This window comes from Pseudomonas simiae (assembly GCF_000934565.1).
GTDB lineage: Bacteria > Pseudomonadota > Gammaproteobacteria > Pseudomonadales > Pseudomonadaceae > Aquipseudomonas > Aquipseudomonas simiae.
In genome coordinates this window covers 5,755,207-5,779,854 of the sequence record NZ_CP010896.1, presented here as the reverse complement: position 1 = coordinate 5,779,854, position 24,648 = coordinate 5,755,207, and the positions used below count along the sequence as shown (strand labels likewise).

The 24,648-nt window shown below is 61.1% G+C and carries 22 protein-coding genes; 9 read left to right on the top strand and 13 right to left on the bottom strand.

All coding sequences use genetic code 11. The features are described from left to right. Positions 1 to 48 precede the first annotated feature (48 nt). Complete coding sequence (locus PF1751_RS26345; protein ID WP_010207277.1) at positions 49 to 561, top strand: dihydrofolate reductase; 513 nt, start codon at positions 49 to 51, stop codon at positions 559 to 561. 96 nt (positions 562 to 657) lie between these two features. Here PF1751_RS26345 and PF1751_RS26340 read toward each other — a convergent pair whose 3' ends face one another. Continuing rightward, complete coding sequence (locus PF1751_RS26340) at positions 658 to 2,049, bottom strand: L-cystine transporter (RefSeq protein WP_021492659.1); 1,392 nt, start codon at positions 2,047 to 2,049, stop codon at positions 658 to 660. A gap of 241 nt (positions 2,050 to 2,290) precedes the next feature. Here PF1751_RS26340 and PF1751_RS26335 point away from each other — a divergent pair, with 241 nt between their 5' ends. Then, positions 2,291 to 3,349: an HAD family hydrolase gene (locus PF1751_RS26335; RefSeq protein WP_021492660.1), complete on the top strand. Its 1,059-nt coding sequence runs from the start codon at positions 2,291 to 2,293 to the stop codon at positions 3,347 to 3,349. A gap of 176 nt (positions 3,350 to 3,525) precedes the next feature. Here the strand turns inward: PF1751_RS26335 and ilvD are convergent, their stop codons facing one another. The 3 genes from ilvD to PF1751_RS26320 form a co-directional block, all read right to left on the bottom strand. Next, positions 3,526 to 5,367 carry a dihydroxy-acid dehydratase gene (ilvD, locus tag PF1751_RS26330; protein ID WP_021492661.1) on the bottom strand — a complete coding sequence of 614 codons (1,842 nt, stop codon included), beginning with the start codon at positions 5,365 to 5,367 and terminating at the stop codon, positions 3,526 to 3,528. Between the two features lie 363 nt (positions 5,368 to 5,730). Then, positions 5,731 to 6,930, bottom strand: a complete 1,200-nt coding sequence (locus PF1751_RS26325; protein WP_044288025.1) for an MFS transporter — start codon at positions 6,928 to 6,930, stop codon at positions 5,731 to 5,733. 133 nt (positions 6,931 to 7,063) lie between these two features. Then, positions 7,064 to 8,260 (bottom strand): class I SAM-dependent rRNA methyltransferase, encoded by a 1,197-nt coding sequence (locus tag PF1751_RS26320; protein ID WP_044288023.1) that lies wholly within the window; start codon positions 8,258 to 8,260, stop codon positions 7,064 to 7,066. A 293-nt stretch (positions 8,261 to 8,553) separates the two neighbouring features. On the opposite strand from PF1751_RS26320, the gene PF1751_RS26315 reads away from it, so the two are divergent. Together PF1751_RS26315 and mutM are read left to right on the top strand one after the other, a co-directional pair. Then, the gene (locus PF1751_RS26315) at positions 8,554 to 9,366 is read left to right on the top strand and encodes an HDOD domain-containing protein (RefSeq protein WP_175439655.1); all 813 of its coding nucleotides are present in this window, start codon (positions 8,554 to 8,556) and stop codon (positions 9,364 to 9,366) included. 21 nt (positions 9,367 to 9,387) lie between these two features. Continuing rightward, entirely contained in the window at positions 9,388 to 10,200 is an 813-nt protein-coding gene (mutM, locus tag PF1751_RS26310) for a bifunctional DNA-formamidopyrimidine glycosylase/DNA-(apurinic or apyrimidinic site) lyase (RefSeq protein WP_010207270.1), read from the top strand. A 133-nt stretch (positions 10,201 to 10,333) separates the two neighbouring features. Here mutM and PF1751_RS26305 read toward each other — a convergent pair whose 3' ends face one another. From PF1751_RS26305 to PF1751_RS26285, 5 genes are all read right to left on the bottom strand, one after another. Next, positions 10,334 to 10,585, bottom strand: a complete 252-nt coding sequence (locus PF1751_RS26305; RefSeq protein WP_003195146.1) for a YfhL family 4Fe-4S dicluster ferredoxin — start codon at positions 10,583 to 10,585, stop codon at positions 10,334 to 10,336. Between the two features lie 103 nt (positions 10,586 to 10,688). Then, a complete protein-coding gene (gene coaD / locus PF1751_RS26300; RefSeq protein WP_003176711.1) occupies positions 10,689 to 11,168 on the bottom strand; it encodes a pantetheine-phosphate adenylyltransferase in 480 nt (159 codons plus the stop codon). A 114-nt stretch (positions 11,169 to 11,282) separates the two neighbouring features. After that, on the bottom strand, positions 11,283 to 12,878 hold the full coding sequence (locus PF1751_RS26295) for a GMC family oxidoreductase (RefSeq protein ID WP_044288022.1): 1,596 nt from the start codon (positions 12,876 to 12,878) through the stop codon (positions 11,283 to 11,285). Positions 12,879 to 12,963: 85 nt separating this feature from the next. Then, positions 12,964 to 13,509 carry a hypothetical protein gene (locus PF1751_RS26290; protein WP_010207265.1) on the bottom strand — a complete coding sequence of 182 codons (546 nt, stop codon included), beginning with the start codon at positions 13,507 to 13,509 and terminating at the stop codon, positions 12,964 to 12,966. Positions 13,510 to 13,537: 28 nt separating this feature from the next. Next, complete coding sequence (locus PF1751_RS26285; protein ID WP_010207264.1) at positions 13,538 to 14,965, bottom strand: coniferyl aldehyde dehydrogenase; 1,428 nt, start codon at positions 14,963 to 14,965, stop codon at positions 13,538 to 13,540. Between the two features lie 146 nt (positions 14,966 to 15,111). On the opposite strand from PF1751_RS26285, the gene PF1751_RS26280 reads away from it, so the two are divergent. Together PF1751_RS26280 and PF1751_RS26275 are read left to right on the top strand one after the other, a co-directional pair. Continuing rightward, on the top strand, positions 15,112 to 15,783 hold the full coding sequence (locus tag PF1751_RS26280; protein WP_010207263.1) for a TetR/AcrR family transcriptional regulator: 672 nt from the start codon (positions 15,112 to 15,114) through the stop codon (positions 15,781 to 15,783). Positions 15,784 to 15,816: 33 nt separating this feature from the next. Next, on the top strand, positions 15,817 to 16,680 hold the full coding sequence (locus PF1751_RS26275; protein ID WP_021492663.1) for a sulfurtransferase: 864 nt from the start codon (positions 15,817 to 15,819) through the stop codon (positions 16,678 to 16,680). A 29-nt stretch (positions 16,681 to 16,709) separates the two neighbouring features. On the opposite strand, the gene PF1751_RS26270 is transcribed toward PF1751_RS26275, so the two are convergent. The 4 genes from PF1751_RS26270 to PF1751_RS26255 all read right to left on the bottom strand — a co-directional run bounded on the left by PF1751_RS26270 (position 16,710) and on the right by PF1751_RS26255 (position 21,223). Beyond that, entirely contained in the window at positions 16,710 to 17,705 is a 996-nt protein-coding gene (locus tag PF1751_RS26270; protein ID WP_010207260.1) for a hydrolase, read from the bottom strand. Positions 17,706 to 17,776: 71 nt separating this feature from the next. Beyond that, a complete protein-coding gene (gene rsmD / locus PF1751_RS26265) occupies positions 17,777 to 18,385 on the bottom strand; it encodes a 16S rRNA (guanine(966)-N(2))-methyltransferase RsmD (protein ID WP_010207259.1) in 609 nt (202 codons plus the stop codon). Further along, complete coding sequence (locus PF1751_RS26260; protein WP_010207257.1) at positions 18,385 to 19,875, bottom strand: M16 family metallopeptidase; 1,491 nt, start codon at positions 19,873 to 19,875, stop codon at positions 18,385 to 18,387. The genes rsmD and PF1751_RS26260 overlap by 1 nt, the downstream gene beginning before the upstream one ends. After that, the gene (locus PF1751_RS26255) at positions 19,868 to 21,223 is read right to left on the bottom strand and encodes a M16 family metallopeptidase (protein WP_010207255.1); all 1,356 of its coding nucleotides are present in this window, start codon (positions 21,221 to 21,223) and stop codon (positions 19,868 to 19,870) included. The genes PF1751_RS26260 and PF1751_RS26255 overlap by 8 nt, the downstream gene beginning before the upstream one ends. A 232-nt stretch (positions 21,224 to 21,455) precedes the next feature. On the opposite strand from PF1751_RS26255, the gene ftsY reads away from it, so the two are divergent. From ftsY to ftsX, 3 genes are read left to right on the top strand one after another with little or no spacing between them, the layout of a single operon-like run. Beyond that, positions 21,456 to 22,841, top strand: a complete 1,386-nt coding sequence (ftsY, locus tag PF1751_RS26250) for a signal recognition particle-docking protein FtsY (protein ID WP_044288021.1) — start codon at positions 21,456 to 21,458, stop codon at positions 22,839 to 22,841. Then, positions 22,838 to 23,509 (top strand): cell division ATP-binding protein FtsE, encoded by a 672-nt coding sequence (gene ftsE, locus PF1751_RS26245; RefSeq protein WP_003234627.1) that lies wholly within the window; start codon positions 22,838 to 22,840, stop codon positions 23,507 to 23,509. Before ftsY ends, ftsE begins: the two co-directional genes overlap by 4 nt. After that, entirely contained in the window at positions 23,506 to 24,531 is a 1,026-nt protein-coding gene (gene ftsX / locus PF1751_RS26240) for a permease-like cell division protein FtsX (RefSeq protein ID WP_010207250.1), read from the top strand. Before ftsE ends, ftsX begins: the two co-directional genes overlap by 4 nt. The last annotated feature ends 117 nt before the right edge of the window (positions 24,532 to 24,648 follow it).

Genomic DNA, 24,648 nt, shown 5'->3' with positions numbered 1-24,648 from the left:
GAGCCTGGAGCATAACCTCTGACTCGGGGCTCTGGTATTCTCGTCGCCATGAAAAAAACTCTCCCTTTAAGCCTGATCGCGGCCCTCGGTGAAAACCGTGTGATCGGCGTCGACAACAGCATGCCCTGGCACTTGCCGGGGGATTTCAAATATTTCAAGGCCACCACCTTGGGCAAGCCGATCATCATGGGGCGCAAGACCTGGGATTCCCTGGGCCGACCGCTGCCGGGACGCTTGAACCTTGTGGTTAGCCGTCAGACCGATCTGGTGCTGGAAGGTGCGGAAGTTTTTCCGTCACTGGACGCGGCAGTAGAGCGCGCTGAGGAATGGGCCAAGGCGCAAGGCGTTGACGAGCTGATGTTGATCGGCGGTGCGCAGTTGTATGCGCAGGGGCTGGAGCAGGCGGATCGCCTGTATTTGACGCGTGTGGCGTTGAGCCCGGAAGGGGATGCTTGGTTTCCGGAGTTTGATGTGGGCCAGTGGAAGCTGGTGTCCAATCTGGAGAATGCGGCGCAAGGGGATAAGCCGGCGTACAACTTCGAGGTCTGGGAGAAAGCCTAAGAGCTTCGCGAGCAAGCCCGCTCTCCCATTTGACCGAGTTCCAACATGAGAATGCGGTCAAAAGGCGGGAGCGGGCTTGCTCGCGAATACGGCCTATCAGGCCTGCGCCAACTCGGCATGCTCATCCGCACCCAGCAACGCCTTATCCGTCTGGCCCATGACCTGGCTGGTGATCGCACCCGCCGTCATCGAACCATTTACGTTCAGCGCCGTACGGCCCATGTCGATCAGCGGCTCTACGGAAATCAGCAGCGCCACCAGTGACACCGGCAAGCCCATGGCCGGCAGTACGATCAACGCGGCGAAGGTCGCACCGCCGCCCACGCCGGCGACGCCTGCGGAACTCAAGGTCACAATCGCCACCAGGGTCGCGATCCACAACGGGTCCAGCGGGTTGATGCCTACGGTCGGCGCGACCATCACCGCCAACATCGCAGGGTAGAGGCCGGCGCAGCCGTTCTGGCCAATGGTCGCGCCAAACGACGCGGCGAAACCGGCGATGGATTGCGGGATACCCAGGCGACGGGTCTGCGCTTCGATGCTCAGCGGGATCGCCGCCGCGCTGGAGCGGCTGGTGAAGGCGAAGGTCAGCACCGGCCACACCTTGCGGAAGAAGCGCAGCGGGTTGATCCCGGCCAGGGACAGCAGCAGGCCGTGCACCACAAACATCAGGCCCAGGGCCAGGTACGACACCACCACAAAACTGCCGAGCTTGATGATGTCCTGCAAGTTGGAACCGGCCACTACTTTGGTCATCAGCGCCAATACGCCGTAAGGCGTGAGCTTCATCACCAAGCGCACCAGGCGCATCACCCAGGCTTGCAGGGTGTCGATGGCGTTGAGGACTTTCTGGCCTTTTTCCACGTCATCCTTGAGCAGTTGCAGTGCGGCAACCCCCAGGAAGGCGGCGAAGATCACCACGCTGATGATCGAGGTTGGCTTGGCCCGGGCCAGGTCGGCGAACGGGTTGGCCGGCACGAACGACAGCAGCAGTTGCGGGATATTCAGGTCGGCGACCTTGCCTGCGTAATCACTCTGGATCACTTGCAGGCGCGCCATTTCCTGGGTGCCGGCCACCAGGCCTTCCGCGGTGAGGCCGAACAGGTTGGTCAGACCGATACCGATCAGCGCCGCAATGGCCGTGGTGAACAGCAAGGTACCGATGGTCAGGAAGCTGATCTTGCCCAGGGACGATGCGTTGTGAAGACGCGCCACTGCACTCAGGATCGAGGCAAATACCAGCGGGATCACGATCATTTGCAGCAGTTGCACATAGCCGTTACCGACCAGGTCGAACCAGCCGATGGAGGCCCTGAGCACCGGGTTACCGTCGCCGTAGATCGTGTGCAAGACAGTGCCGAACACCACGCCAAGTACGAGGGCACATAACACCTTCTTGGCGAGGCTCCAGGTTGTGCGACGGGTTTGTGCCAGGCCCAGCAGCAGGGCTACGAACACCAATAAGTTGAGAATCAGGGGCAGATTCATTGAAGCTCCGTTGAGAAGGCAGCCAATCGCGTGAGCCTGCGATTGCGAACCGAAAATCCTAACAGCTTGAAATATAATGATTTAATACCGATATGGAATGGTGACCGTCGTTTTTGGAATAAGCATTTGACGCTCAGGCACATGCCGTTGGCGCTATCACGACGCAAGCGGTCGCGCTCGGGCGGTAACTGTCACAGGGATTTGTTAGCGTCGATGTTTTTAACTCAGGGAGAAAACGCATATGAAGCTTGCTTCGAGATTGTTTGCCGCAGCGCTGTGTCTGGGCCTTGCCGGACAAACCATGGCCGCCACCGAGTTGAAACACTGGCCGGCCCCGGCCGCCGAGCAACTGAGCAAAATGATCACCGCCAACGCCAACAAGGGTAATTACGCGGTGTTTGACATGGACAACACCAGCTACCGCTACGACCTTGAAGAATCCCTGCTGCCCTACATGGAAAACAAGGGCTTGATCACCCGTGACAGCCTTGATCCGTCGCTCAAGCTTATGCCGTTCAAAGACACCGCCGACCATAAGGAAAGTCTGTTCAGTTACTACTATCGCCTCTGCGAAGTGGACGACATGGTCTGCTACCCGTGGGTCGCTCAGGTGTTCTCGGGCTTCACCCTCAAGGAACTCAAGGTGCAGGTCGATGAGCTGATGGCCTCCGGCAAACCCGTGCCCGTCAGCTATTTCGAAGGCGACGTGGTGAAGAAGTCTGAGGTGCAACCGCCGAAAGTCTTCACCGGCCAGGCAGAGTTGTACAACAAGCTGATGGAAAACGGCATCGAGGTGTATGTAATGACCGCCGCTTCGGAAGAGCTGGTGCGCATGGTCGCTGCCGATCCGAAGTACGGCTACAACGTCAAACCCGAGAACGTCATCGGCGTGACCACCCTGCTCAAGGACCGCAAGACCGGCGAGCTGACCACCGCGCGCAAACAGATCACGGCCGGCAAGTATGACGAGAAGGCCAACCTCGGCCTGGAACTCACCCCTTACCTGTGGACCCCGGCGACCTGGATGGCCGGCAAGCACGCGGCGATCCTCACCTACATCGACGAGTGGAAAAAACCGGTATTGGTAGGTGGCGACACGCCGACCAGCGATGGCTACATGCTGTTCCACGATGTGGACGTGGCCAAGGGTGGCATCCACCTGTGGATCAACCGCAAGGACAAATACATGACCCAACTGAATGGCATGATCGCCAAGCATGCGGCGGCGCAGGCCAAGGAAGGGTTGCCGGTGACGGCGGACAAGAATTGGGTGATCGTCAAGCCGGAGGAGATTCAGTAACACGATCAGTGTGGGAGCTGGCTTGCCTGCGATTGCATCGACGCGGTGTATCAGGCATAGCGAGGTGTCAGCATCGCGGGCAAGCCAGCTCCCACTGTTGATCTCCTTTGTTTGGGAAGATTATCTCCAGGCAAAAAAATGCCCCGCACATGGCGGGGCATTTTTTTGGGCGAAGCTTACAGACCGTCGAGCATCGCTTTGTTACGCACTGCGCCTTTGTCGGCACTGGTGGCCAGCAGGGCGTAAGCCTTCAACGCCGTGGTGACTTTGCGCGGACGCTTCTCCACCGGTTTCCAGCCTTTCTTGTCCTGCTCGACCCGGCGTGCGGCCAGTTCTTCATCGCTGATCAACAGGTTGATCGAACGGTTTGGAATGTCGATCAGTACCTTGTCGCCATCCTGCACCAGGCCAATGGCGCCACCCGCAGCGGCTTCCGGCGAAGCGTGGCCGATGGACAGGCCCGAGGTGCCGCCGGAGAAACGACCGTCGGTCAGCAAGGCGCAGGCTTTGCCCAGGCCTTTGGATTTCAGGTAGGAGGTCGGGTACAGCATCTCCTGCATACCCGGGCCGCCTTTCGGGCCTTCGTAGCGGATGATCACGATGTCGCCGGCCTTCACTTCGTCAGCGAGGATGCCGCGTACGGCGCTGTCCTGGCTTTCGAAGATCTTCGCGTTGCCTTCGAACACGTGGATGGATTCATCCACACCGGCGGTTTTCACCACGCAGCCGTCGAGGGCGATGTTGCCGTACAGCACGGCCAGGCCGCCTTCTTTCGAATAGGCGTGCTCGACACTGCGGATGCAGCCGTTTTCACGGTCGTCGTCCAGGGTGTCCCAGCGGGTGGACTGGCTGAACGCTGTTTGCGTCGGGATACCGGCTGGGCCAGCCTTGAAGAAGGTGTGCACGGCTTCGTCGTCGGTCTGGGTGATGTCCCACTTGGCGATGCCTTCGGCGATGGACTTGCTGTGCACGGTCGGCAGGTCGGTGTGCAGCAGGCCGCCGCGGGCCAGCGAGCCGAGGATCGAGAAGATCCCGCCGGCGCGATGCACGTCTTCCATGTGGTACTTCTGGATGTTCGGCGCGACTTTGCACAGTTGCGGCACGTGGCGGGACAGGCGGTCGATGTCGCGCAGGTCGAAATCGATCTCGGCTTCCTGGGCGGCGGCCAGCAAGTGCAGGATGGTGTTGGTGGAACCGCCCATGGCGATGTCCAGGGTCATGGCGTTTTCGAACGCCTTGAAGTTGGCGATGTTGCGCGGCAACACCGACTCGTCGTTCTCGCCGTAGTAACGCTTGCACAACTCGACGATGGTACGGCCGGCCTGCAGGAACAGCTGCTCGCGGTCGCTGTGGGTGGCAAGGGTCGAACCGTTGCCCGGCAAGGCCAGGCCCAGGGCTTCCACCAGACAGTTCATCGAGTTGGCGGTGAACATGCCGGAGCACGAACCACAGGTAGGGCAAGCGCTGCGCTCGTATTCCGCGACTTTCTCGTCAGAAGCGCTGGAATCGGCGGCGATGACCATGGCGTCGACCAGGTCGAGGCCGTGGGACGCGAGCTTGGTCTTGCCGGCTTCCATCGGACCGCCGGAGACGAAGATCACCGGGATGTTCAGGCGCAGGGCGGCCATCAGCATGCCAGGGGTGATCTTGTCGCAGTTGGAGATGCACACGATGGCGTCGGCGCAGTGGGCGTTGACCATGTATTCCACGGAGTCGGCGATGATCTCGCGGCTCGGCAGGGAATACAGCATGCCGTCATGGCCCATGGCGATGCCGTCGTCCACGGCGATGGTGTTGAATTCTTTTGCTACGCCGCCAGCGCGTTCGATCTCGCGGGCGACCAATTGGCCCAGGTCCTTGAGGTGGACGTGGCCCGGTACGAACTGGGTGAACGAGTTGGCAATCGCGATGATCGGCTTCTTGAAGTCGTCATCTTTCATCCCCGTGGCACGCCACAGTGCGCGGGCGCCGGCCATGTTGCGGCCGTGGGTGGATGTTTTCGAGCGGTAATCTGGCATGGAGCACTCCGGGCGGCTAATCACTTATTAATCAGGTGCAAAGGGGAGTGAGCTTCTAATTGACGACTGGAACACTCGAAAAATGGCCGTGTGTCCGGAAGTTGCCACTCGCGTCGCGGGATCGCCGCGTGCTTGGGCCTCGAGCTCATAAACCCGCCGGGGGATGACTGGCGATGAATAAGGCCGATTCTACACCGCTGGCGGCTGGAGGGAATGGCCGGAACCGTGAAGATAGCGGCTACAGGACGTGTGGGAGATCCACAACCCACTGTAGGAGCCGGCTCGCCGGCGATAGCGGTGGGTCAGGCGCTGATGCAGCGCCAGGCATAATGCCATCGCCGGCAAGCTGGCTCCTACAGTCGGTTAGCGTCCAGTTCTGGCATTGGTCAGCCAGCCCCACAGGCTAAAGACGATGAAGCTCAGGGCGATGGTGATCAATAGGTTGGACCCGGTCTGCGCCAGGGCGGCACTGCTGACGGCGGCGGTCAGGAACATGATGCTGTTGCCCGCCGAGGCAGCAGTACCCGCACTGCTTGAGAACAGCAGCATTGCCGCAGAAATCGCCGCCGGACGAACCAGGGTCACTGCCAGCGCGCTTATCAGCATCGGGATGAGCAACGTCACTGGGGTGATGGCATCCAGGCTGACGATCAGTGTTAACAGCACGCCCGCGACGAGCAGAAGTCCCAGGCCGATATTGATTTGCCGGGACAGCGAAATCCGCTTTTGCAGGTACGAGGCCGCAACGCCACCAAGCAAGTAGGCCACGCCATATACCATCAACACCAACGCGTACTGGTATTCGGAGAGCTTCAGCGTGTCCATGAAAATCAGCGGTGTCACGCTGATCAAGGCGAAGTAGCAGGCGAATACCAGTGCGGCGATCCACCAGTAGCGCAGGAAGTCGCGATTACGGGCGACGGCTTTCAGCGTGCCGATGATCGACACCGGCGCGCGGTGTGGGCTGGCGGATTTGGACGGTAGGATGCAGAGGGCATGGATCAACATGCCCAGTGCCATTACGGCGAACCCATAAAAGCTGCCTTGCCAGTCGAAGGTGGTTTGCAGCCAGGAGCCGATCAACGGCGACAGCGCAACGAATGAACCGCTCAGGGTCAAGTAGTAAAGGCGCACGCGAGCGCGGTCTTGCTCCTCGAACAGGTCTTCCACCAGTGCGTGGCCCAATACGAAGAACCCGCAACCCATGGCCTGGACACTGCGAAACAGCAGGAAGGTCAGGTAGTCCGTCGCCAGTGCGCAACCGATGGCACCCAGGATCGACAGCGTGATGCACCCGAGCAGGACTTCCTTGCGCCCCCATTTGTCCGACAGCGGGCCGGTGACCAGTTGAGAAATGGAAAAGACCAGGGTGAACAGGCTGATGGACAGCGCGACCTCGGCGGTGGGCGTATCGAACCTTTCAGCCAAGGCAGGGAAGGAGGGCAGCAGGATATTGATCGGGAAAAAACTGATCAGGGAGATGCAGGTGATGAGGATGAAGCGGGAGAGTTGTTGGCGTTTTATCTCGCCACTGAGCGGGGGCGAGTAGGTGGACTCAGACATTGTTTTTGTTTTCCGGAGTAATTCCAGAAACCGATACTAGTCTGCGAACAATGGAATTCAACCAATAACGCCATGAAGCCTGCAAATCCCCTGTAGGAGCCGGCAAGCCGGCTCCTACAGGGGGCGGTGTTAGTTAGCTGTTTGGCAACAACCGGCAAGTAATGCTCTTGATGTAACGCGTCTCTGCAATCGCCGGGTGCACCGGGTGATCAGGGCCCTGACCGCCGCGTTCGAGCATCTGGATATTGCGGTCCAGGTGACGGGCGCTGGTCAGCAGGATGTTTTGCAGGTCGTCTTCCGGCAGGTGCATGGAGCACGACGCGCTGACCAGGATGCCGTCCTTGCTCAGCAGGCGCATGGCTTGCTCGTTCAGGCGGCGGTAGGCGCCTTCGCCGTTTTTCATGTCTTTCTTGCGTTTGATGAAGGCCGGCGGGTCAGCGACGATCACGTCGAAGCGTTCTTCGCTGGCTTTCAGTTCTTTCAACGCTTCAAAGACGTCGCCTTCGATGCAGGTCATTTTCTCGGCAAAGCCGTTCAGTGCGGCATTGCGCTCCACGCCGTCGAGGGCGAAGGCGGAGGCGTCGACGCAGAACACTTCGCTGGCGCCGAAGGCCGCGGCTTGCACGCCCCAGCCGCCGATGTAGCTGTACAGGTCCAGCACGCGTTTGCCTTTGGCATACGGGGCCAGGCGCGCGCGGTTCATGCGGTGGTCGTAGAACCAGCCGGTCTTCTGGCCCTGGATCACCGGGGCTTCGAATTTCACGCCGTTTTCTTCCAGCGCGACCCACTCCGGTACCAGGCCGAACACGGTTTCGACGTAGCGGTTGAGGCCTTCGGCGTCGCGCGCGGCGGAGTCGTTCTTGAACAGGATGCCGATCGGCTTGAGCACTTGGGTCAGTGCAGCAATCACGTCTTCTTTATGGGCTTCCATGGTCGCCGAGGCGATCTGCACCACCAGGATGTCGCCGAAACGGTCGACCACCAGGCCCGGCAGCAGGTCGGAGTCGCCGTAGACCAGGCGGTAGAACGGCTTGTCGAACAGGCGGTCACGCAAGGACAGGGCGACGTTCAGACGGTGCACCAGCAGCGACTTGTCCAGCGGCAACTTGATGTCGCGCGACAGCAGGCGGGCGCAGATCAGGTTGTTCGGGCTCATGGCCACGATGCCCAGGGTCTTGCCGCCGGCCGCTTCGAGGATGGCCTGGTCGCCCGCCTGGAAGCCGTGGAGTGGGGTGGCGGCCACGTCGATTTCGTTGCTGTAGACCCACAGGTGGCCGTTGCGCAAACGACGATCGGCGTTGGCTTTGAGACGCAGGCTTGGCAGGGACATGACGTCGCTCCGGAAAAAAGAGCGGGAGTATACCTTGTTGTATAGGACTCTGTGACGCCGCCGGACATGTGGGAGCTGGCTTGCCTGCGATGGCATCACCTCGGTATGACCGCTATATCGAGGCGCCTGCATCGCAGGCAAGCCAGCGCCCACATTTGGTCCGGTTCCCATCGGTTTTTGAGGTGTCAGTCAGGTTCCTATAGAGGTTAGAATCCCCGCCTAGCCCAGAGTGTGTACTTATGTCCCAAGAGCTTTCCGCCGAACAGATCCAACAGGCCCTGCAAGGCATCAGCGTGCCGCCCCAACCGCAAATCATGGTGGATTTGCAGATGGAGCAGTACATGCCCGACCCGGACCTGGAAGTGATCGCGCGGTTGATCTCTCAAGACCCGGGCCTGTCCGGTGCACTGCTGAAGATCGTCAACTCGTCGTATTTCGGCCTGAGCAACAAGATCGCCTCGATCCAGCGTGCGGTGAACCTGCTGGGCAGCCGTTCGATCATCAACCTGATCAACGCGCTGTCGATCAAGGGCGAAATGAGCGACGACACCATCGTTACCCTCAACCGCTTCTGGGACACCGCTCAGGATGTGGCGATGACCTGTCTCACCCTGGCCAAGCGTACCGGCGCCCAGGCGGTGGACGAAGCCTATGCCCTGGGCCTGTTCCACGATTGCGGCGTGCCGCTGATGCTTAAGCGTTTCCCCAATTACATGTCGGTACTGGAGCAGGCTTATGCCAATGCCGGCCCCGACAGCCGCGTGGTCGACACCGAAAACAACGCGTTCAACACCAACCATGCCGTGGTCGGCTACTACACCGCCAAGTCCTGGCGTCTGCCGGAGCATGTGACCGACGCCATCGCCAATCACCACAACGCCTTGGCGGTGTTCAGCGATGAGTCATCGCGCAATTCGCAACTGAAAAACCTGCTGGCGATCCTGAAGATGGCCGAGCACATCTGCTCGTCCTATCGGGTGCTGGGCAACCAGGCGGTGGACCATGAGTGGAATGCCATCGGCCATTTGGTGCTGGACTACGTGGGCCTGTCGGACTACGACTTCGAAAGCATGAAGTTGTCGATCCGCGAACTGGGTGCCCACTGACCCTTTCTTCACGAGGTACACATGCCCGAGTTACCCGAAGTCGAAACCACCCGGCGTGGAATCGCGCCGCACCTGGAAGGCCAGCGGGTCAGCCGCGTGGTGGTGCGTGAACGACGCTTGCGCTGGCCGATCCCGGAAGACCTCGATGTGCGCCTGTCCGGGCAGCGCATCGTGCTGGTGGAACGGCGGGCCAAGTACCTGCTGATCAATGCCGAAGTGGGCACCTTGATCAGCCACTTGGGCATGTCCGGCAACTTGCGCCTGGTGGAGGTCGGCATGCCGGCGGCCAAGCATGAGCATGTGGATATCGAATTGGAGTCGGGCCTGGCCCTGCGCTACACCGACCCTCGGCGTTTCGGCGCGATGCTCTGGAGCCAGGACCCGCACAACCACGAACTGCTGATCCGCCTGGGGCCCGAGCCGCTGACTGACCTGTTTGACGGCGAGCGCCTGTTCCAACTGTCCCGTGGCAAGTCGATGGCGGTGAAGCCCTTCATCATGGATAACGCGGTGGTGGTGGGCGTGGGCAATATCTATGCGACGGAAGCGCTGTTTGCGGCAGGGATTGATCCGCGTCGGGCCGCTGGCGGCATTTCGCGCGGGCGTTACTTGAAGCTGGCCATAGAGATCAAACGTGTGCTGGCTGCTGCCATCGAACGCGGCGGTACCACGTTGCGTGACTTTATCGGCGGCGACGGACAGCCGGGGTATTTCCAGCAGGAACTGTTCGTCTATGGCCGGGGCGGTGAGGCGTGCAAGGTCTGCGGGAGCGAATTGCGCAATGTGGTGCTGGGGCAGCGGGCGAGTGTGTTTTGCCCTAAGTGCCAGCGCTGATTGATGAGTGATGGCTGATGCAGCCTTCGCGAGCAAGCCCGCTCCCACATTGACCGAGTTTCTTCAGGTTGAATGCGGTCAAGTGTGGGAGCTGGCTTGCCTGCGATGAGGCACCAACAGGCACTGAAAAAGCTCAAGCCTTACCGGTAATCTTCCGGTACTTCTCCATTAACTGCTCTTCCGTCTCCGGATGGGCTTCATCCAGAGGAATGCAATCCACCGGGCACACCTGCTGGCACTGAGGTTCGTCATAGTGGCCGACACACTGGGTGCACAGGTTAGGGTCGATCACGTAGATCTCTTCGCCTTGGGAAATCGCGGCGTTCGGGCACTCGGGTTCGCAGACGTCGCAGTTGATGCAATCGTCGGTGATGATCAAGGACATGGAAACTCCTGCCGCGGCAGTCAGCCAAGGCATCTGAAAAACTAATGCGCGCAATTGTGCCGCATTGGCGCCCGCAGTGCGAGCAGGCGCCGATTCAGCGGTCTTACTTCTTGAAGCGCAGGGTCAGCGCATCGGCCACGGCCGGGTGCACGAACTTGGTGATATCTCCGCCCAAAGCGGCAATTTCACGGACTAACGTCGAGGAAATGAACGAATAGCGCTCCGACGGCGTGAGGAAAAGGCTTTCCACATCCGGCGCCAGTTGGCGGTTCATGTTGGCCAGCTGGAACTCGTATTCGAAGTCCGACACCGCACGCAGGCCGCGCAGGAACACATTGGCGTTCTGCTCTTTGGCAAAATGCGCCAGCAGCGTCGAAAAGCCCACCACTTCCACGTTGGGCAGGTGCTTGGTGACCTCGCGCGCCAGCTCCACGCGCTGTTCCAGGGGAAACAGCGGGTTTTTCTTGGGGCTGGCTGCGACCGCGATGATCACATGGTCGAACAAGCGTGAGGCACGTTCGACCAGATCGCCATGGCCTTTGGTAATCGGGTCGAAGGTTCCTGGGTACAACACTCGGTTCATCGCGTCGTCCTGGCGGAGTCCGTTGGGGAACCGGATGGTATCGCAGCCATCCCGGTCGGGAAAGTCAACTTATGCAGAAGAAAGCACTATAGACATGACGAATACCGTGTTTTTTCACGCTGTTTTCAGACGTTCGGCCAATGCTGTCGCCAGTTGGGCGGTCAAACCGTACACCGATAATTGTGGGTTGGCCCCAATACTGGTGGGGAATAAAGAGCCGTCATGGATCGACAGGTTGCGCAGTTGGTGATGGCGCCCGAGGCTGTCGGCCACTGCGTTTTTCGGGTCTTCACCCATGGCGCAACCGCCCATCACATGAGCGCTGCCCAGGCAGGTGCGGTGCAACTCCAGGTTCAGGTCGTCAATCATCGTGCGAGCTTCGCCGAGGGTTTTGACGTAGCGCGCATCGTGATGCAGCGGCTTGACCGACTTGGCGCCGGCCGCGAACTGGATCTCGGCCATGCTGTGGAACGCACGGCGCAAGCCATCCCAGGCGTAGGCCGACACCTGGTAGTCGAGCACCGGCGTGCCATCGCCGCGCAACTCCACACTGCCGCCCGGGCTGTCGGGGTGGAAGCCGTCGCGCAGGAGCGCCAGCATCGCGTGGGTGTTGGGCAACTGGCTCATGTCCAGGGCGTTCTGGGCGCCATAGCCGCCGAGCAGGGTGCTGGCCAACGCCGGGTGCAAGGGCGGTGCCTCCAGCTTGTATGACATTTTGCCAGTGGTGCCGTCCTGCCACTGGAAGTTATCGGAATAGATCGATTGCGGCGCGCCGTAGAACGGATTGATCACCTCGTCGAACAACCCGGCGGAGAAATTCACCAGGTGCAGGAAGGTGCGTTTGCCCAGCCGCGTATGCGGGTCAGGCGCGTCCGAGCGCATCAGCAGCGCCGGGCTGTTGATGCCGCCGCCGGAGAGCACGTAGTGCTTGGCCTTCACGGTGATCTTGCGGCCAGTCGGCGCCACGCACAGGCTATCCATGGCCACACATTCCAGGCTGCTAATCGTGTCACCGCTGTAGACGAGCCGTTCGGCGCGTGCCAGGTAGAGCAGTTCGCCACCCTTTTCCAGGGTGGATGGAATCGTGGTCACCAGCATCGATTGCTTGGCATTGACCGGGCAACCCATACCGCAATACCCCAGGTTGAAGCAGCCGCGCACGTTACGTGGGATGACATGCCAGCTGTAACCGAGCTGTTCGCATCCTTTGCGGATTACGTCGTTGTTGGGGTTGGGCGGCAGAGCCCAGGGCGCGATGCCCAGGCGTTGCTCCATTTTTTCGAACCATGGCGCCATTTCGGCGCTGCTATGGCCCTTCACCGCGTATTCGCTGGCCCAGTGGCTGAGGGTGGCGTCCGGCGTACGGAAGCTCGACGTCCAGTTGATCAGCGTCGTGCCGCCTACCGCGCGACCTTGCAGGATCGTGATCGCGCCATCCTTGCTCATGCGGCCGATGCCTTCCTGATAGAGGCTGGTGTAGGCCTCGTCTTCCAGCAGCTTGAAGTCGCTGCTGGTCTTGAGCGGGCCTTCTTCGATCAGCAGCACCTTGTAACCGGCGGCACTGAGGATTTCGGCGGTGGTGCCGCCACCGGCGCCGCTGCCGATGATCACGACGTCGGCTTCCAAGGTCAGGTCGTTGTCGAGGGCGGCGCCATTGTGGGTTTTCCAGCCACGGGCCATGCCGTCGCGGAACAGATCAGGTACGGGCATAGGAATGCACTCTTATTTTTGTACGGAGTTGCGGTCAATGTGGGCGCTGGCAAGCCAGCTCCCACATTTGATTGGGTTATCAAGGCTAAATCTTCGGCGGGCCCGGATAACCGCAGTGCGCCCATGACGTCGGCTGGAAGTACCAGGCCATGATCACCAGCTTGAGCAGCGAGCCCTGGCCCATGCGCAGCAGGTTCAGGTAGCTGTTTTCCCAACGGTGCAGGAAGTTGCGGATCTGCTCGCTGCTGGCGTTTTCCCAACTGCCCCAGATCCCGGTCAAGGGCCCACGGGTGATGGCCATGCCCAACACGTCGAACAGTTGCTGGGTGAGCTTGAACATCTCTGGCGACAGATGCTGCAGGCTGAAGTCGAGTTTTTTGAGGGTGCCCTCAATGCCGCTCGCAACCGCCTGGGCGCTGGCCACGCCTTCCAGCAACACAGGGATCACCGCGCGCAGGAACGGCAGATCACTGCTACGCAACATCACGAAACCGCTGGCCGGCGTGCTGCTGGAACAACCCGTGAGACTGGCGCCCAGCCCGGCGGTAGCCAGGAAGGCGCTGGCACACAGGCCGATTTTCAGGACGCCGCGCCGCGTCAACGCGGGTGAATCAGTCAGGCTAGGGTTCATTGTTGTTGTTATCCCGTGAGTGGCGGTTTCAGCGGATGAACAGCTTTTGGATCAACGTCTGGATCGATTTTCCGTAGGGCGGGTAGATCAACTTCGCTGCGTTCAGGCGCTGTTTCACCAGCACACCCTTGGCTTTGCTGAACGTGAGGAAGCCTTCATGGCCGTGGTAGTGGCCCATGCCCGACGGGCCGATACCGCCAAACGGCATGTCGTCCTGGGCCACGTGCAGCAGGGTGTCGTTCAGGCACACACCGCCGGAATGGGTTTCGTGAAGCACGCGGTTTTGCTCGCCCTTGTTGTAGCCGAAGTAATACAGGGCCAGCGGGCGAGGGCGCTGGTTGATGTAGGCAAAGGCCTGGTCGATGCCGCGATACGGCACGATCGGCAGCACCGGGCCGAAGATTTCGTCCTGCATCACGGTCATGTCATCGCTGACGTTCAACAATAGGCTGTGGGCCATGCGCCGCGCCTGGCCTTGGTCGTACAGTGGAATCAAGGTGGCGCCTTTGTCGGTGGCGTCCTTGACGTAGGCATTGAGTCGCGCGAGCTGTCGCTCGTTAATGATGGCGGTGTAGTCCGGGTTGTCGGCCAGGGTCGGATAAAACCCGCGAACGGCCTGGGTGTAGGCCTCGACAAATCCCTCGACGCGATCTTCCGGCACCAAGACGTAGTCCGGTGCCACGCAAGTTTGGCCGGCGTTCAGCGCTTTACCGAAGGCGATGCGCTCGGCGGCGTCCTTGAGCGGTACATCGGCGGACACAATGGCGGGCGACTTGCCGCCCAGTTCCAGCGTGACGGGCGTGAGGTGTTCGGCCGCCGCACGCATCACATGCTTGCCAATGCTGGTGGCCCCGGTAAACAACAAGTGATCGAAGGGCAGCTTGGAGAACGCCATGCCGACTTCGGCCTCACCCAGCACCACGCACACCAGGTCCTCGGGGAAGATCTTCGCCAGCAGCGCCTTGAGCAGCTCGCCGGTGGCAGGCGTGGATTCGCTCAGCTTGAGCATCACCCGGTTACCCGCCGCCAATGCGCCGACCAACGGACCGATGGCCAGGTACAGCGGGTAGTTCCAGGGCACGATCACACCGACCACGCCCAAGGGTTGATAGATGACTTTGGCTGACGCGGGCTGGAAGGCAATGCCTACGGCGCGGCGGGAAGGTTTCATCCAGCCCTTGAGGTGTTTGCTGGCATAGTGAATGCCATGCAGGCTGGGCATCAGTTCGGCGAACAGGGTTTCGTCAGCGCTGCGGTGGCTGAAATCCTGGCTGATCGCATTGATCAGCGCCTGGCGCTCGTCGCTGAGCAGGTCACGCAGGGCCTTGAGCCATTGCTGGCGCTGTGCGGCTGGCGGCATCGGGTTGGCGGCGTAGGCACGGCGCTGGGTGTCGAACAGCGCCTGGAGCTGGTCCAGCACCTGGGTATCTTGCAGATAGGCAACGTTGGCAGACATGGCGGCGTTCCCGATTGTTATAGGTCTGCCTGGGTTTTTAGAGTCATTACTCTAAATTGTCAAATGTCATTACGCCCAGATGCGGATTTATCCCTGTAAGAATAGGCCGTAAGATGCCCCATCACGTGTACAGAAGCTGATCCCCTATGGCACCACGAGTAAAGACCAGCGAGCGCATTGTGCAAACCAGCCTGGAGCTTTTTAACCAGCAGGGCGAGCGCAGTGTGAGCACCAACCACATTGCCGCCCATATGGAAATTTCGCCGGGCAACCTGTACTACCACTTCCCCAACAAGCAGGCGATCATCGCCGTGCTGTTCCGCGAATACGAAGCACTGGTGGACAGTTTCCTGCGCCCGCCCCAAGGTCGCGCCGTCACCGTCGAAGACAAACGTTTCTACCTGCAGGCCGTGTTGGCCGGCATGTGGCGCTACCGTTTCCTGCACCGCGACCTCGAACACTTGCTGGAAAGCGACCCGGAGCTGGCGACCGGCTATCGGCGCTTCTCCCAGCGCTGCCTGACCCAGGGGGGCGCTATTTACCAAGGGTTTGTCGACGCCGGCATCCTCAATATGGACCCGGTGCAAACCGAAGCTCTGACCCTCAATGCCTGGATCATCCTCACCTCCTGGGTGCGTTTCTTGTGCACCACCAACGAAAACTCTGCCCACTTGAGTGCTGAGGCGATCAAGCGCGGGGTCTATCAGGTGTTGGTGCTGGAGGCTGGGTTTGTCACGCCTCAGGCCAAGGACGCCGTGGATGCATTATTCAAAGAGTTTTACGTGCCGTTGAATCAGGCATTGGAAGAAGTGAAGTAGGACCTTTCCCGAATCTGTTCATAGGAGTCCGTCATGCCGCTTGCCCAATTGATCAGCCCCCAGCAACTGGCCGAGCGCCAGAAGGCCGCCTCGGTGGTGATCCTGGATTGCCGTTTTGCCCTGGAAGACCCGGACTACGGGCGTTGCAGCTATGCCGAAGGGCATATCGAGGGCGCGCAATACGCCGACCTGAACCGACACCTCAGTGGCCCGGTGATCAAGGGCGTGACCGGGCGTCATCCATTGCCGGCGGCAGAGACGTTGGTTCAGCGATTGCGGGCGTGGGGCATCAGCGCTGACACCGATATCGTGTTGTATGACGACGGCCCCGGCGCCTATGCCGCCCGCGCCTGGTGGCTGCTGGCCTGGCTGGGTAAGCGTGATGGCGTGTTTATCCTGGATGGCGGCCTCAAGGCCTGGCACGGCGCAGGTTTCCCACTGAGTCTGGACGCGCCGCTGGTGGCGCCTGGGACATTCGCCGGTACGCCGGACAACCGACTGTTGCTGGACGCCGAACAGCTGGAAAAACGCTTGGGCCAGCCGGAACTGACACTGATCGATGCCCGCGCTCAACCACGCTTTCGCGGTGACGTGGAGCCCATCGACCCCATCGCAGGGCATATCCCTGGCGCGCAATGTGCGGCGTTCAATGAAAACCTGGACACCGACGGCCGCTTCCTGCCGGCTGCACAGCTCAAGCAGCGCTTCGCTGCCCAGTTGCAGGGACGTTCGCCGGATGAGCTGGTGGCGTATTGCGGTTCGGGCGTGACGGCGTGCCACAACCTGTTCGCCCTGAGCCTGGCGGGTTACCCGTTGGGTAAGTTGTACGCAGGTTCATGGAGCGAATGGATTACCGATCCAAAGCGCGAAATCGCTACAGGCGACTCAGTCAGTTGAGATGTAAACCCAAGCCAGCGCCCACAGGGTTAACCGTGTTGTGCCAGCAGCCATTGAGGAATACGCCGCTCCAAGTAGTAACCCGGGCGTTTCAGGGTGCCATCGACAAATCCGACATGCCCACCCTTGGCCAGCAGCTCAAACTCCGTGCACGCCGACAGTTCGCTCGCTTCAGGTAGGCTGTGGGCGAACACAAAGGGGTCATCGGCGGCCTGGATGATCAGGCTTGGGGTGCGGATATCGCCCAGGTAATAGCGGCTCGATGCACGGCGGTAATAGTCCTCGGCACTCAAAAACCCGTGCAGAGGCGCGGTGACCCGGCCGTCGAAATCCCAGAACGTGCGCATCTTTTCCAGTGGGCCCAGGTCTTCCAATGCCTTGAGCCCGTCTGTCCGGCCGTCCAGCAGGAAACGGCTCTGCTTGACGCGGATATACGCCAGCATTTCACGCATGAAATGCTTTTGATAAACCCGCGAAAAGCCCAGGCCGATGCGATCCGCACACTGGTCCAGACGAAACGGCACCGACACCGCCGCCGCGCCTTGCAGCCCTGATGCCGAGCCGGTTTCGCCCAGATGCTTGAGCAGCACATTGCCGCCCAGTGAATAACCCACGGCGTACAACGGCGCCAACGGCCGTTTGGCCCGCAGATGGGCAATCGCCGCCGCCAGGTCTTCGCTGGCACCCGAGTGATAGCTGCGCGCCAACAGATTCGGTTCGCCCGAACAACCACGCCAATTCAATGCAGCGCTGGCCCAGCCTTGCGCGGCCAGGGCTTTCTGCAGGCCGGCCACGTAGGGCGAGTTGGAGGAACCGGTCAGCCCGTGCAGCACCAGCACCAACGGCGCTTGCGCGTCGTGGGGGCCATGCCAGTCGAGGTCGAGGAAGTCGCCGTCTTCCAGCCACAGGCGTTCGCGTTGGCGTTCGATATGAGTAGTGGGGCGCCACAGCGGCCCCCACAGCGTTTGCAAGTGGGGGTTGCCGAGGCCGAAGGCGGGGGTGAATGTGTTAGCGCAAGGGTTCATGCCGATCTCTGTAGTGAGCGGTGCGACGATTCGACAAGCCCGCTCACCACAAAAGCTCGCTCGCCCGGAGGTCAGGCGGCGCTGCGGTGCCACAGCGCGTAGTACACCCGCCCGGATTTCTGTTCCCGGTGCAGGCGCCACGCTGCCGGCAGGCCCAGGGTAGAGGGCGCGGTCTCGCTTTCAGTGTAGATCCACGCATCCGGTGCCAGCCACTGACGTTCTTCCAGCAGTGCGCACACGGTTGGCAGCAGGTTCTGGTTGAACGGCGGGTCGAGGAATACCACGTCGTATTCGCTGGCCGGCTGGGTTTCCAGGTAGCGCAGGGCGTCGGCGGTCTGGACCTGACCGGTGGTGCAGCGCAGCGTGCCCAAGTGTTCCTTGAGGCTGGAGACCGCCACGTTGCTGGCGTCCAGCGCCTGGCCCAGGGCGGCCCCACGGGACAGTGCCTCCAGGAACAGCGCGCCGCTGCCGGCGAAGGGGTCGAGCACCTTGGCCCCGGCAATGTACGGCGCGAGCCAGTTGAACAGGGTTTCACGCACACGGTCCGGCGTCGGGCGCAGGCCCACCACGTCGGGGAAGCTCAGCTTGCGGCTGCGCCATTCGCCGCCAATGATGCGCAGCTGGCCCACACCGTTATGCACGTTGTGGACGGGTTTTTTCGGGCGAGATGAACTGGCCATTAATGCTCCGGAACCCCGAGCGGCTGCTCGGCGATTTTGTCAGTGGGGGGCGGTAGTGGCTTTTGCGCAATCGTCGGGCCGGCGGTCACGATGACCATCTTGTCGGCGCTCAAGTGTTTGTTCATTGCAGCCTTGACCTGCTCTACGGTCAGGGCCTGGGATTGTTTCATGAAATCTTCCAGATAGGTCAGCGGCAGGTTATAGAAACCCATGGCACCCAGCTGCCCGGCGATATCGGCGTTGCTCGCAGTCGACAGCGGGAAGCTGCCGGCCAGTTCGCGCTTGGCGTCATCGAGTTCCTTTTGCGTCGGGCCGGTCTTGAGGTAGTCGGCTACCACGTCCTCCACCAGGCGCAGGGTGCCGCCGCTCATTTCTGCACGGGTTTGCAGGTTGATCATGAACGGGCCACGCACCTGCATCGGCGAGAAGCCGGAGTACACACCGTAGGTCAGGCCGCGTTTCTCGCGCACTTCGCTCATCAAGCGGGTGCCGAAACCACCGCCGCCGAGGATCTGGTTGCCCAGGGACAGGGCTGCATAGTCCGGGTCGGCACGGTCGATACCCAGTTGGGCGAACAGCAGGTGCGTCTGCTTGGAGGGGAATTCGATGCGGTTCAGACCCGGCTTGGGGTCGGTCGGCTGGGCGATTTTCGGCAACGCCGGGCCTTTAGGCAGCGAGGCGGAAATCTTGCCCGTCATGGCTTCGGCCTCGGCGCGGGTCAGGTCACCCACCACCGCGATCACTGCGTTGCCGGCCGCATAGGCCTTGGCGTGAAACGCCTGCAACTGTGCCAGGGTGATCTTCGGAACGCTCTGCGGCGTACCTTCGCTCGGGTGCGCGTAAGGGTGGTCGCCGTACAGCCGCTTGAACAACTCAAGGCTCGCCAGCTTGCCGGGGTTCTGTTTCTGGTACTCGAAGCCGGCGAGGATCTGGTTCTTGATCCGCGCCAGAGAGTCGGCCGGGAAGGTCGGCTTGCCGATTACCTGGTCAAACAGGGTAAGGGCTGCGTCACGTTTATCGCTGGCGCTGAGGCTGCGCAGGGACACCAGGGCCATGTCGCGATAAGCGCCATTGCCAAAATCTGCGCCCAGGCCTTCGAAGTCACGGGCGATCTGGCTTACATCCTTGCCCGGCACGCCTTCGTTGAGCATGGCGTTGGTCATCAGCGCCAGGCCTGGCACGTTGCCGTCCTGGCTGCTGCCGGCGGCGAACAGGATGCGCACGTCGAACATCGGCAGTTCATGGGCTTCCACGAACAGCACCTTGGCGCCTTCGGCGGTGGTCCAGGTTTGCACGTCGAGCTTGCGGTTGGTCGGTGCCTTGTCGTCCAGTTCCGCCAGCGATTGCAGCGTGTTGCTCGATTGGGCTTTTTCCAGCGCGGGGCTGGCGACGGAGTCGCTCGGACGCAGGAAATACACGGCACTGGCGGCGATCAGGGTGACAACGATCAGGCCGGGGAAGATCAGGCGGCTGCTTTTGCGATCACTCATGAGCGGTCTCCAGAGGCAAGACATGGGCGACGCTGAGACGTTCGCGGATGAAATAGGTACGCGCGGCTTTCTGGATGTCTTCCGGGGTCACGCTTTGCAGGTCGGCAAGCTCCGTGTCCATCAGCTTCCAGGACAGGCCGACGGTCTCCAGGGAGCCAATGGCCGTAGCCTGGCTGGTAATGGAGTCACGTTGGTAGACCAGGCCGGCAATGACCTGGGCGCGGATACGTTCCAGTTCTTCGGCGGTCGGAGGCTTGGCCTTCAGTTCTTCCAGAAGGCGCCACAGGCCGGCTTCAGCTTGGGCGACGGTCTTTTTCTTCTGCTGATTGGGGGTGGCGGTCAACATGAACAGGGTGTCGCCACGGGTGTAGGCGTCGTAGTTGGTGGAGGCCGCGGAGACCAGCTCTTCACCGCGCTCCAACTGTTCGGAGATCCGTGCGCTGTAGCCGCCGTCCAGCAAGGCCGAGATCAGGCGCAGGGCCTGTACCGAGCGTTTGTCTTCGGCGGTGGCCAGGCCTGGCACGTTGAAGCCCAGGATCACGCTGGGCAGTTGGGTCTGCACCTTCATGGTCAGCAGGCGCTCGCCAGGCTCGGCCAATTCCATCGGGATCTTGGCCGGTGGCACGTCACGCTTGGGAATCGGGCCGAAGTAGCGCTGGGCCAGGTTCTTCACCTCGTCCGGGGTGACGTCGCCGACCACCACCAACGTGGCATTGTTCGGCACGTACCAGGATTGGTACCAGTGGCGCAGTTCTTCGACCTTCATGCGATCCAGGTCGGCCATCCAGCCGATGGTCGGCGTGTGGTAGCCGCTGGCCGGGAATGCCATGGCCTTGAAACGCTCGTAGGCCTTGGACATCGGGTTATCGTCGGTGCGCAGGCGGCGCTCCTCCTTGATTACCTCGATTTCGCGACTGAATTCGTCGGCCGGCAGGCGCAGGCTGGCCATGCGGTCGGCTTCCAGCTCGAAGGCGACGCCCAGGCGGTCACGGGCCAGTACCTGGTAGTAGGCGGTGTAGTCGTCGCTGGTGAAGGCGTTCTCTTCGGCACCCAGGTCGCGCAGGATCAGCGAGGCTTCGCCAGGGCCGACCTTGGCGCTGCCTTTGAACATCATGTGTTCCAGGGCGTGGGACAAACCCGTCTGGCCCGGGGTTTCGTAGCTCGAACCCACCTTGTACCAGACCTGGGAAACCACCACAGGCGCGCGATGATCTTCGCGCACGACCACCTTCAGGCCGTTATCCAGGGTGAATTCATGGGTGGGTTGTGGGTCGGCAGCCAAGGCTGAAAGAGGCAGACAAACTGTGCTGAACAGCAGGCCTGCGGCGCAGCGGGCTAGAGCATTCATTCGTTTTTAAACCTGTTGGGCTGCCCGCTTGGTCTTAGCGTCGGCGGGCGAGGAGGTGCTAGGATACTGATCCGACTTAGGGACGGCCACTGCGGCTGTCCTGTTAAGGCCCCATTTTGGCCTTACAAAATGTTGCGCATGAACGAGCTGGCTAAAAAACAGTCTGTTACGCATCGAATTTTATTTACCGACGCGCCCCGTGGCGCGTCGCTACCTTGAGATAGCCGTCTCCATGTTTGGTTCCAACGACGACAAGAAGACCCCAGCTGCGGCTGGCGAGAAAAAAGGCCTGTTCGGATGGCTGCGCAAAAAGCCGCAGGAAACCGTCGACGAACAGCCACAGGTTCAAACTGAACCGGTCCCTGAGCCTATAGTAGAAGCCGAACCGGTCGCCGAAACGCCTGCGCCGGTGGTGTTGCCGATGGCTGAGCCGGTTCTGCAGCCGCTCGCCGAGGCGGAGCCTGAACCTGAGCCGGAACCCGCGCACAAGCCGTGGCCGGAACTGCCGGTAGCGGAAGAGCCCGTGGCACTGGTTGAAGATGTGCAGGCCGCGCATGTGGTTCCGCCGATTCCGGTGGTCATTGCGCCACAGCCGGTTGTCGCTGAAGCACCCGCACCCGTGACGGTCGAGCCAGCGATTGCGGCTCCCGTCATCGTCGAAGAACCTGCCGCTCCTGCTGAAACCAGCAAGACCGGCTTCTTCGCCCGTCTCAAGCAAGGCCTGAGCAAGACCAGCGCCAGCATCGGCGAAGGCATGGCCAGCCTGTTTCTCGGCAAAAAGGTCATTGATGACGAACTGCTTGAAGACATCGAAACCCGTCTGCTCACTGCCGACGTAGGCGTAGAAGCCACCGCCGTGATCATCCAGAGCCTCACCCAGAAGGTCGCGCGCAAGCAGCTGACCGACGCTGACGCCCTGTACAAATCCCTGCAGGCTGAGTTGGCCGCCATGCTCAAGCCGGTGGAAGCACCGCTGGTGATTACCCCGAAAAAACCCTTTGTAATCCTGGTAGTCGGCGTCAATGGCGCCGGCAAGACCACCACCATTGGCAAGCTGGCCAAAAAACTGCAGTCCGAAGGCAAGAAAGTCATGCTGGCGGCGGGCGACACCTTCCGTGCCGCAGCGGTTGAACAGCTGCAGGTCTGGGGCGAGCGCAACAAAATCCCAGTGATCGCCCAGCATACTGGCGCCGATTCCGCCTCGGTGATCTTCGACGCCGTGCAAGCCGCCAAGGCCCGTAACATCGACGTGTTGATCGCCGATACCGCCGGACGCCTGCACACCAAAGACAATTTGATGGAAGAGCTGAAAAAGGTCCGCCGCGTGATCGGCAAGCTGGATGCAGACGCGCCGCATGAGGTGCTGTTGGTGCTTGACGCGGGCACCGGCCAGAACGCCATCAGCCAGGCCAAACAATTCAACCAGACGGTACAACTGACCGGCCTGGCATTGACTAAGCTCGACGGCACAGCCAAGGGCGGCGTGATCTTCGCCCTGGCCAAACAGTTCGGGTTGCCGATTCGTTATATCGGTGTCGGTGAAGGCATCGACGACCTGCGCACCTTTGAAGCCGAACCCTTTGTACAGGCACTGTTTGCCGAGCGGGAGCGTTCATGATTCGATTCGAGCAGGTCGGTAAACGCTATGCCAACGGGCATGTGGGCTTGCATGAGCTGAGCTTTCGGGTGCGTCGCGGCGAGTTTCTGTTTGTAACCGGCCACTCAGGCGCCGGCAAAAGTACCTTGTTGCGCCTGCTGCTGGCCATGGAACGCCCGACCACCGGCAAGTTGCTGCTGGCGGGCCAGGACTTGGCCACCATCAGCAATGCACAGATTCCGTTCCTGCGCCGCCAGATCGGCGTGGTGTTCCAGAATCACCAATTGCTGTTCGATCGCACCGTGTTCAACAACGTGGCACTGCCGTTGCAGATCCTCGGGCTGTCCAAGGCCGAGATCGTCAAACGTGTGGATTCGGCCCTGGAGCGCGTGGCGCTGTCGGACAAAACCGATCTCTACCCTGGCGACCTGTCCACCGGCCAGCAACAGCGCGTCGGCATCGCCCGCGCCATCGTCCACCGCCCGGCCCTGCTGCTGGCGGACGAACCCACCGGTAACCTCGACCCGCGCCTGGCGGCCGAGATCATGGGCGTGTTCGAAGACATCAACCGCCTGGGCACCAGCGTGCTGATCGCCAGTCACGACCTGGCGCTGATCGCGCGCATGCGCCATCGCATGCTCACCTTGCAACGCGGCCGCTTGATCGGTGACGGGGAGGCCGGCGTATGAGTGCGACACGCAGCCCTAAAGTTTCCGAGCGCGTGGCGCCGAAACCGGCCGACCCGCAACCGCCGAAGAAAAAACACGATCACGACGATGACGGCCCGGACTTCAGCACCTTGCTGCGCGCCTGGATCGAAAGCCATCGCGCCAGCCTGGTCGACAGTCTGCGCCGCCTGGGCAAGCAGCCGATCGGCAGCTTTTTCACCTGCCTGGTAATGGCGGTGGCCCTGAGCCTGCCGATGGGCCTGTCGCTGCTGCTCAATAATGTGGAGCGCCTGGGCGGTTCATGGCAGCGCGCAGCGCAGATTTCCCTGTACCTGAACATCGATGCCAGCGCCAAAGATGGCGAAGCGTTGCGCGACGACATCAAGAACATTCCAGGCGTGGCGGATGCCGAGTACATCAGCCGCGATCAGGCCCTTGAGGAGTTCCAGCAACAATCCGGCCTGGGCGAGGCGCTCAAGGAGCTGCCGCAGAACCCGCTGCCGGGTGTGGTGCTGGTAACGCCGAATGAAGTCGACAAGCCGGCGCTGGAAGCCCTGCGACAAAAACTCGCAGAGATGCCCAAGGTGCAACAGGCGCAACTTGATCTAGTCTGGGTAGAGCGCCTGGCGGCCATCCTCAAGCTGGGCGACCGCTTTGTGTTCGGCCTGACGGTGCTGTTGGTGTCTGCATTACTTTTGGTGATAGGTAATACCATTCGTCTTCATATTGAAAACCGTCGCACCGAGATAGAAGTGATTAAACTGGTCGGCGGCACGGACAGCTATGTGCGTCGTCCTTTTCTGTACATGGGCGCGCTTTATGGCTTCGGCGCCGGGATTTTGTCCTGGTGCGTGCTGGCATTTGGCCTGGACTGGCTGAACGACGCGGTTGTCGGGCTTGCCGGACTCTACGGCAGTGATTTCGCACTGGCCGGTGTGCCGGTAGCCGATGGTCTGAGTCTCTTGCTTGGCGCGGTATTGTTGGGGTATATCGGTGCGTGGATTGCGGTCGCTCGTCATTTACGCGAGTTGGCACCGAAGTAGTTAATGTCAGATTAATGTGGTTTCGTTTGTATTGACCGTATTGGTGGTTTAGGGAACTTGTCCTACGGTTCCCGGTCAATTTTCGCAGTGCTTCACTGCACGAGTTATGTGAGTCGG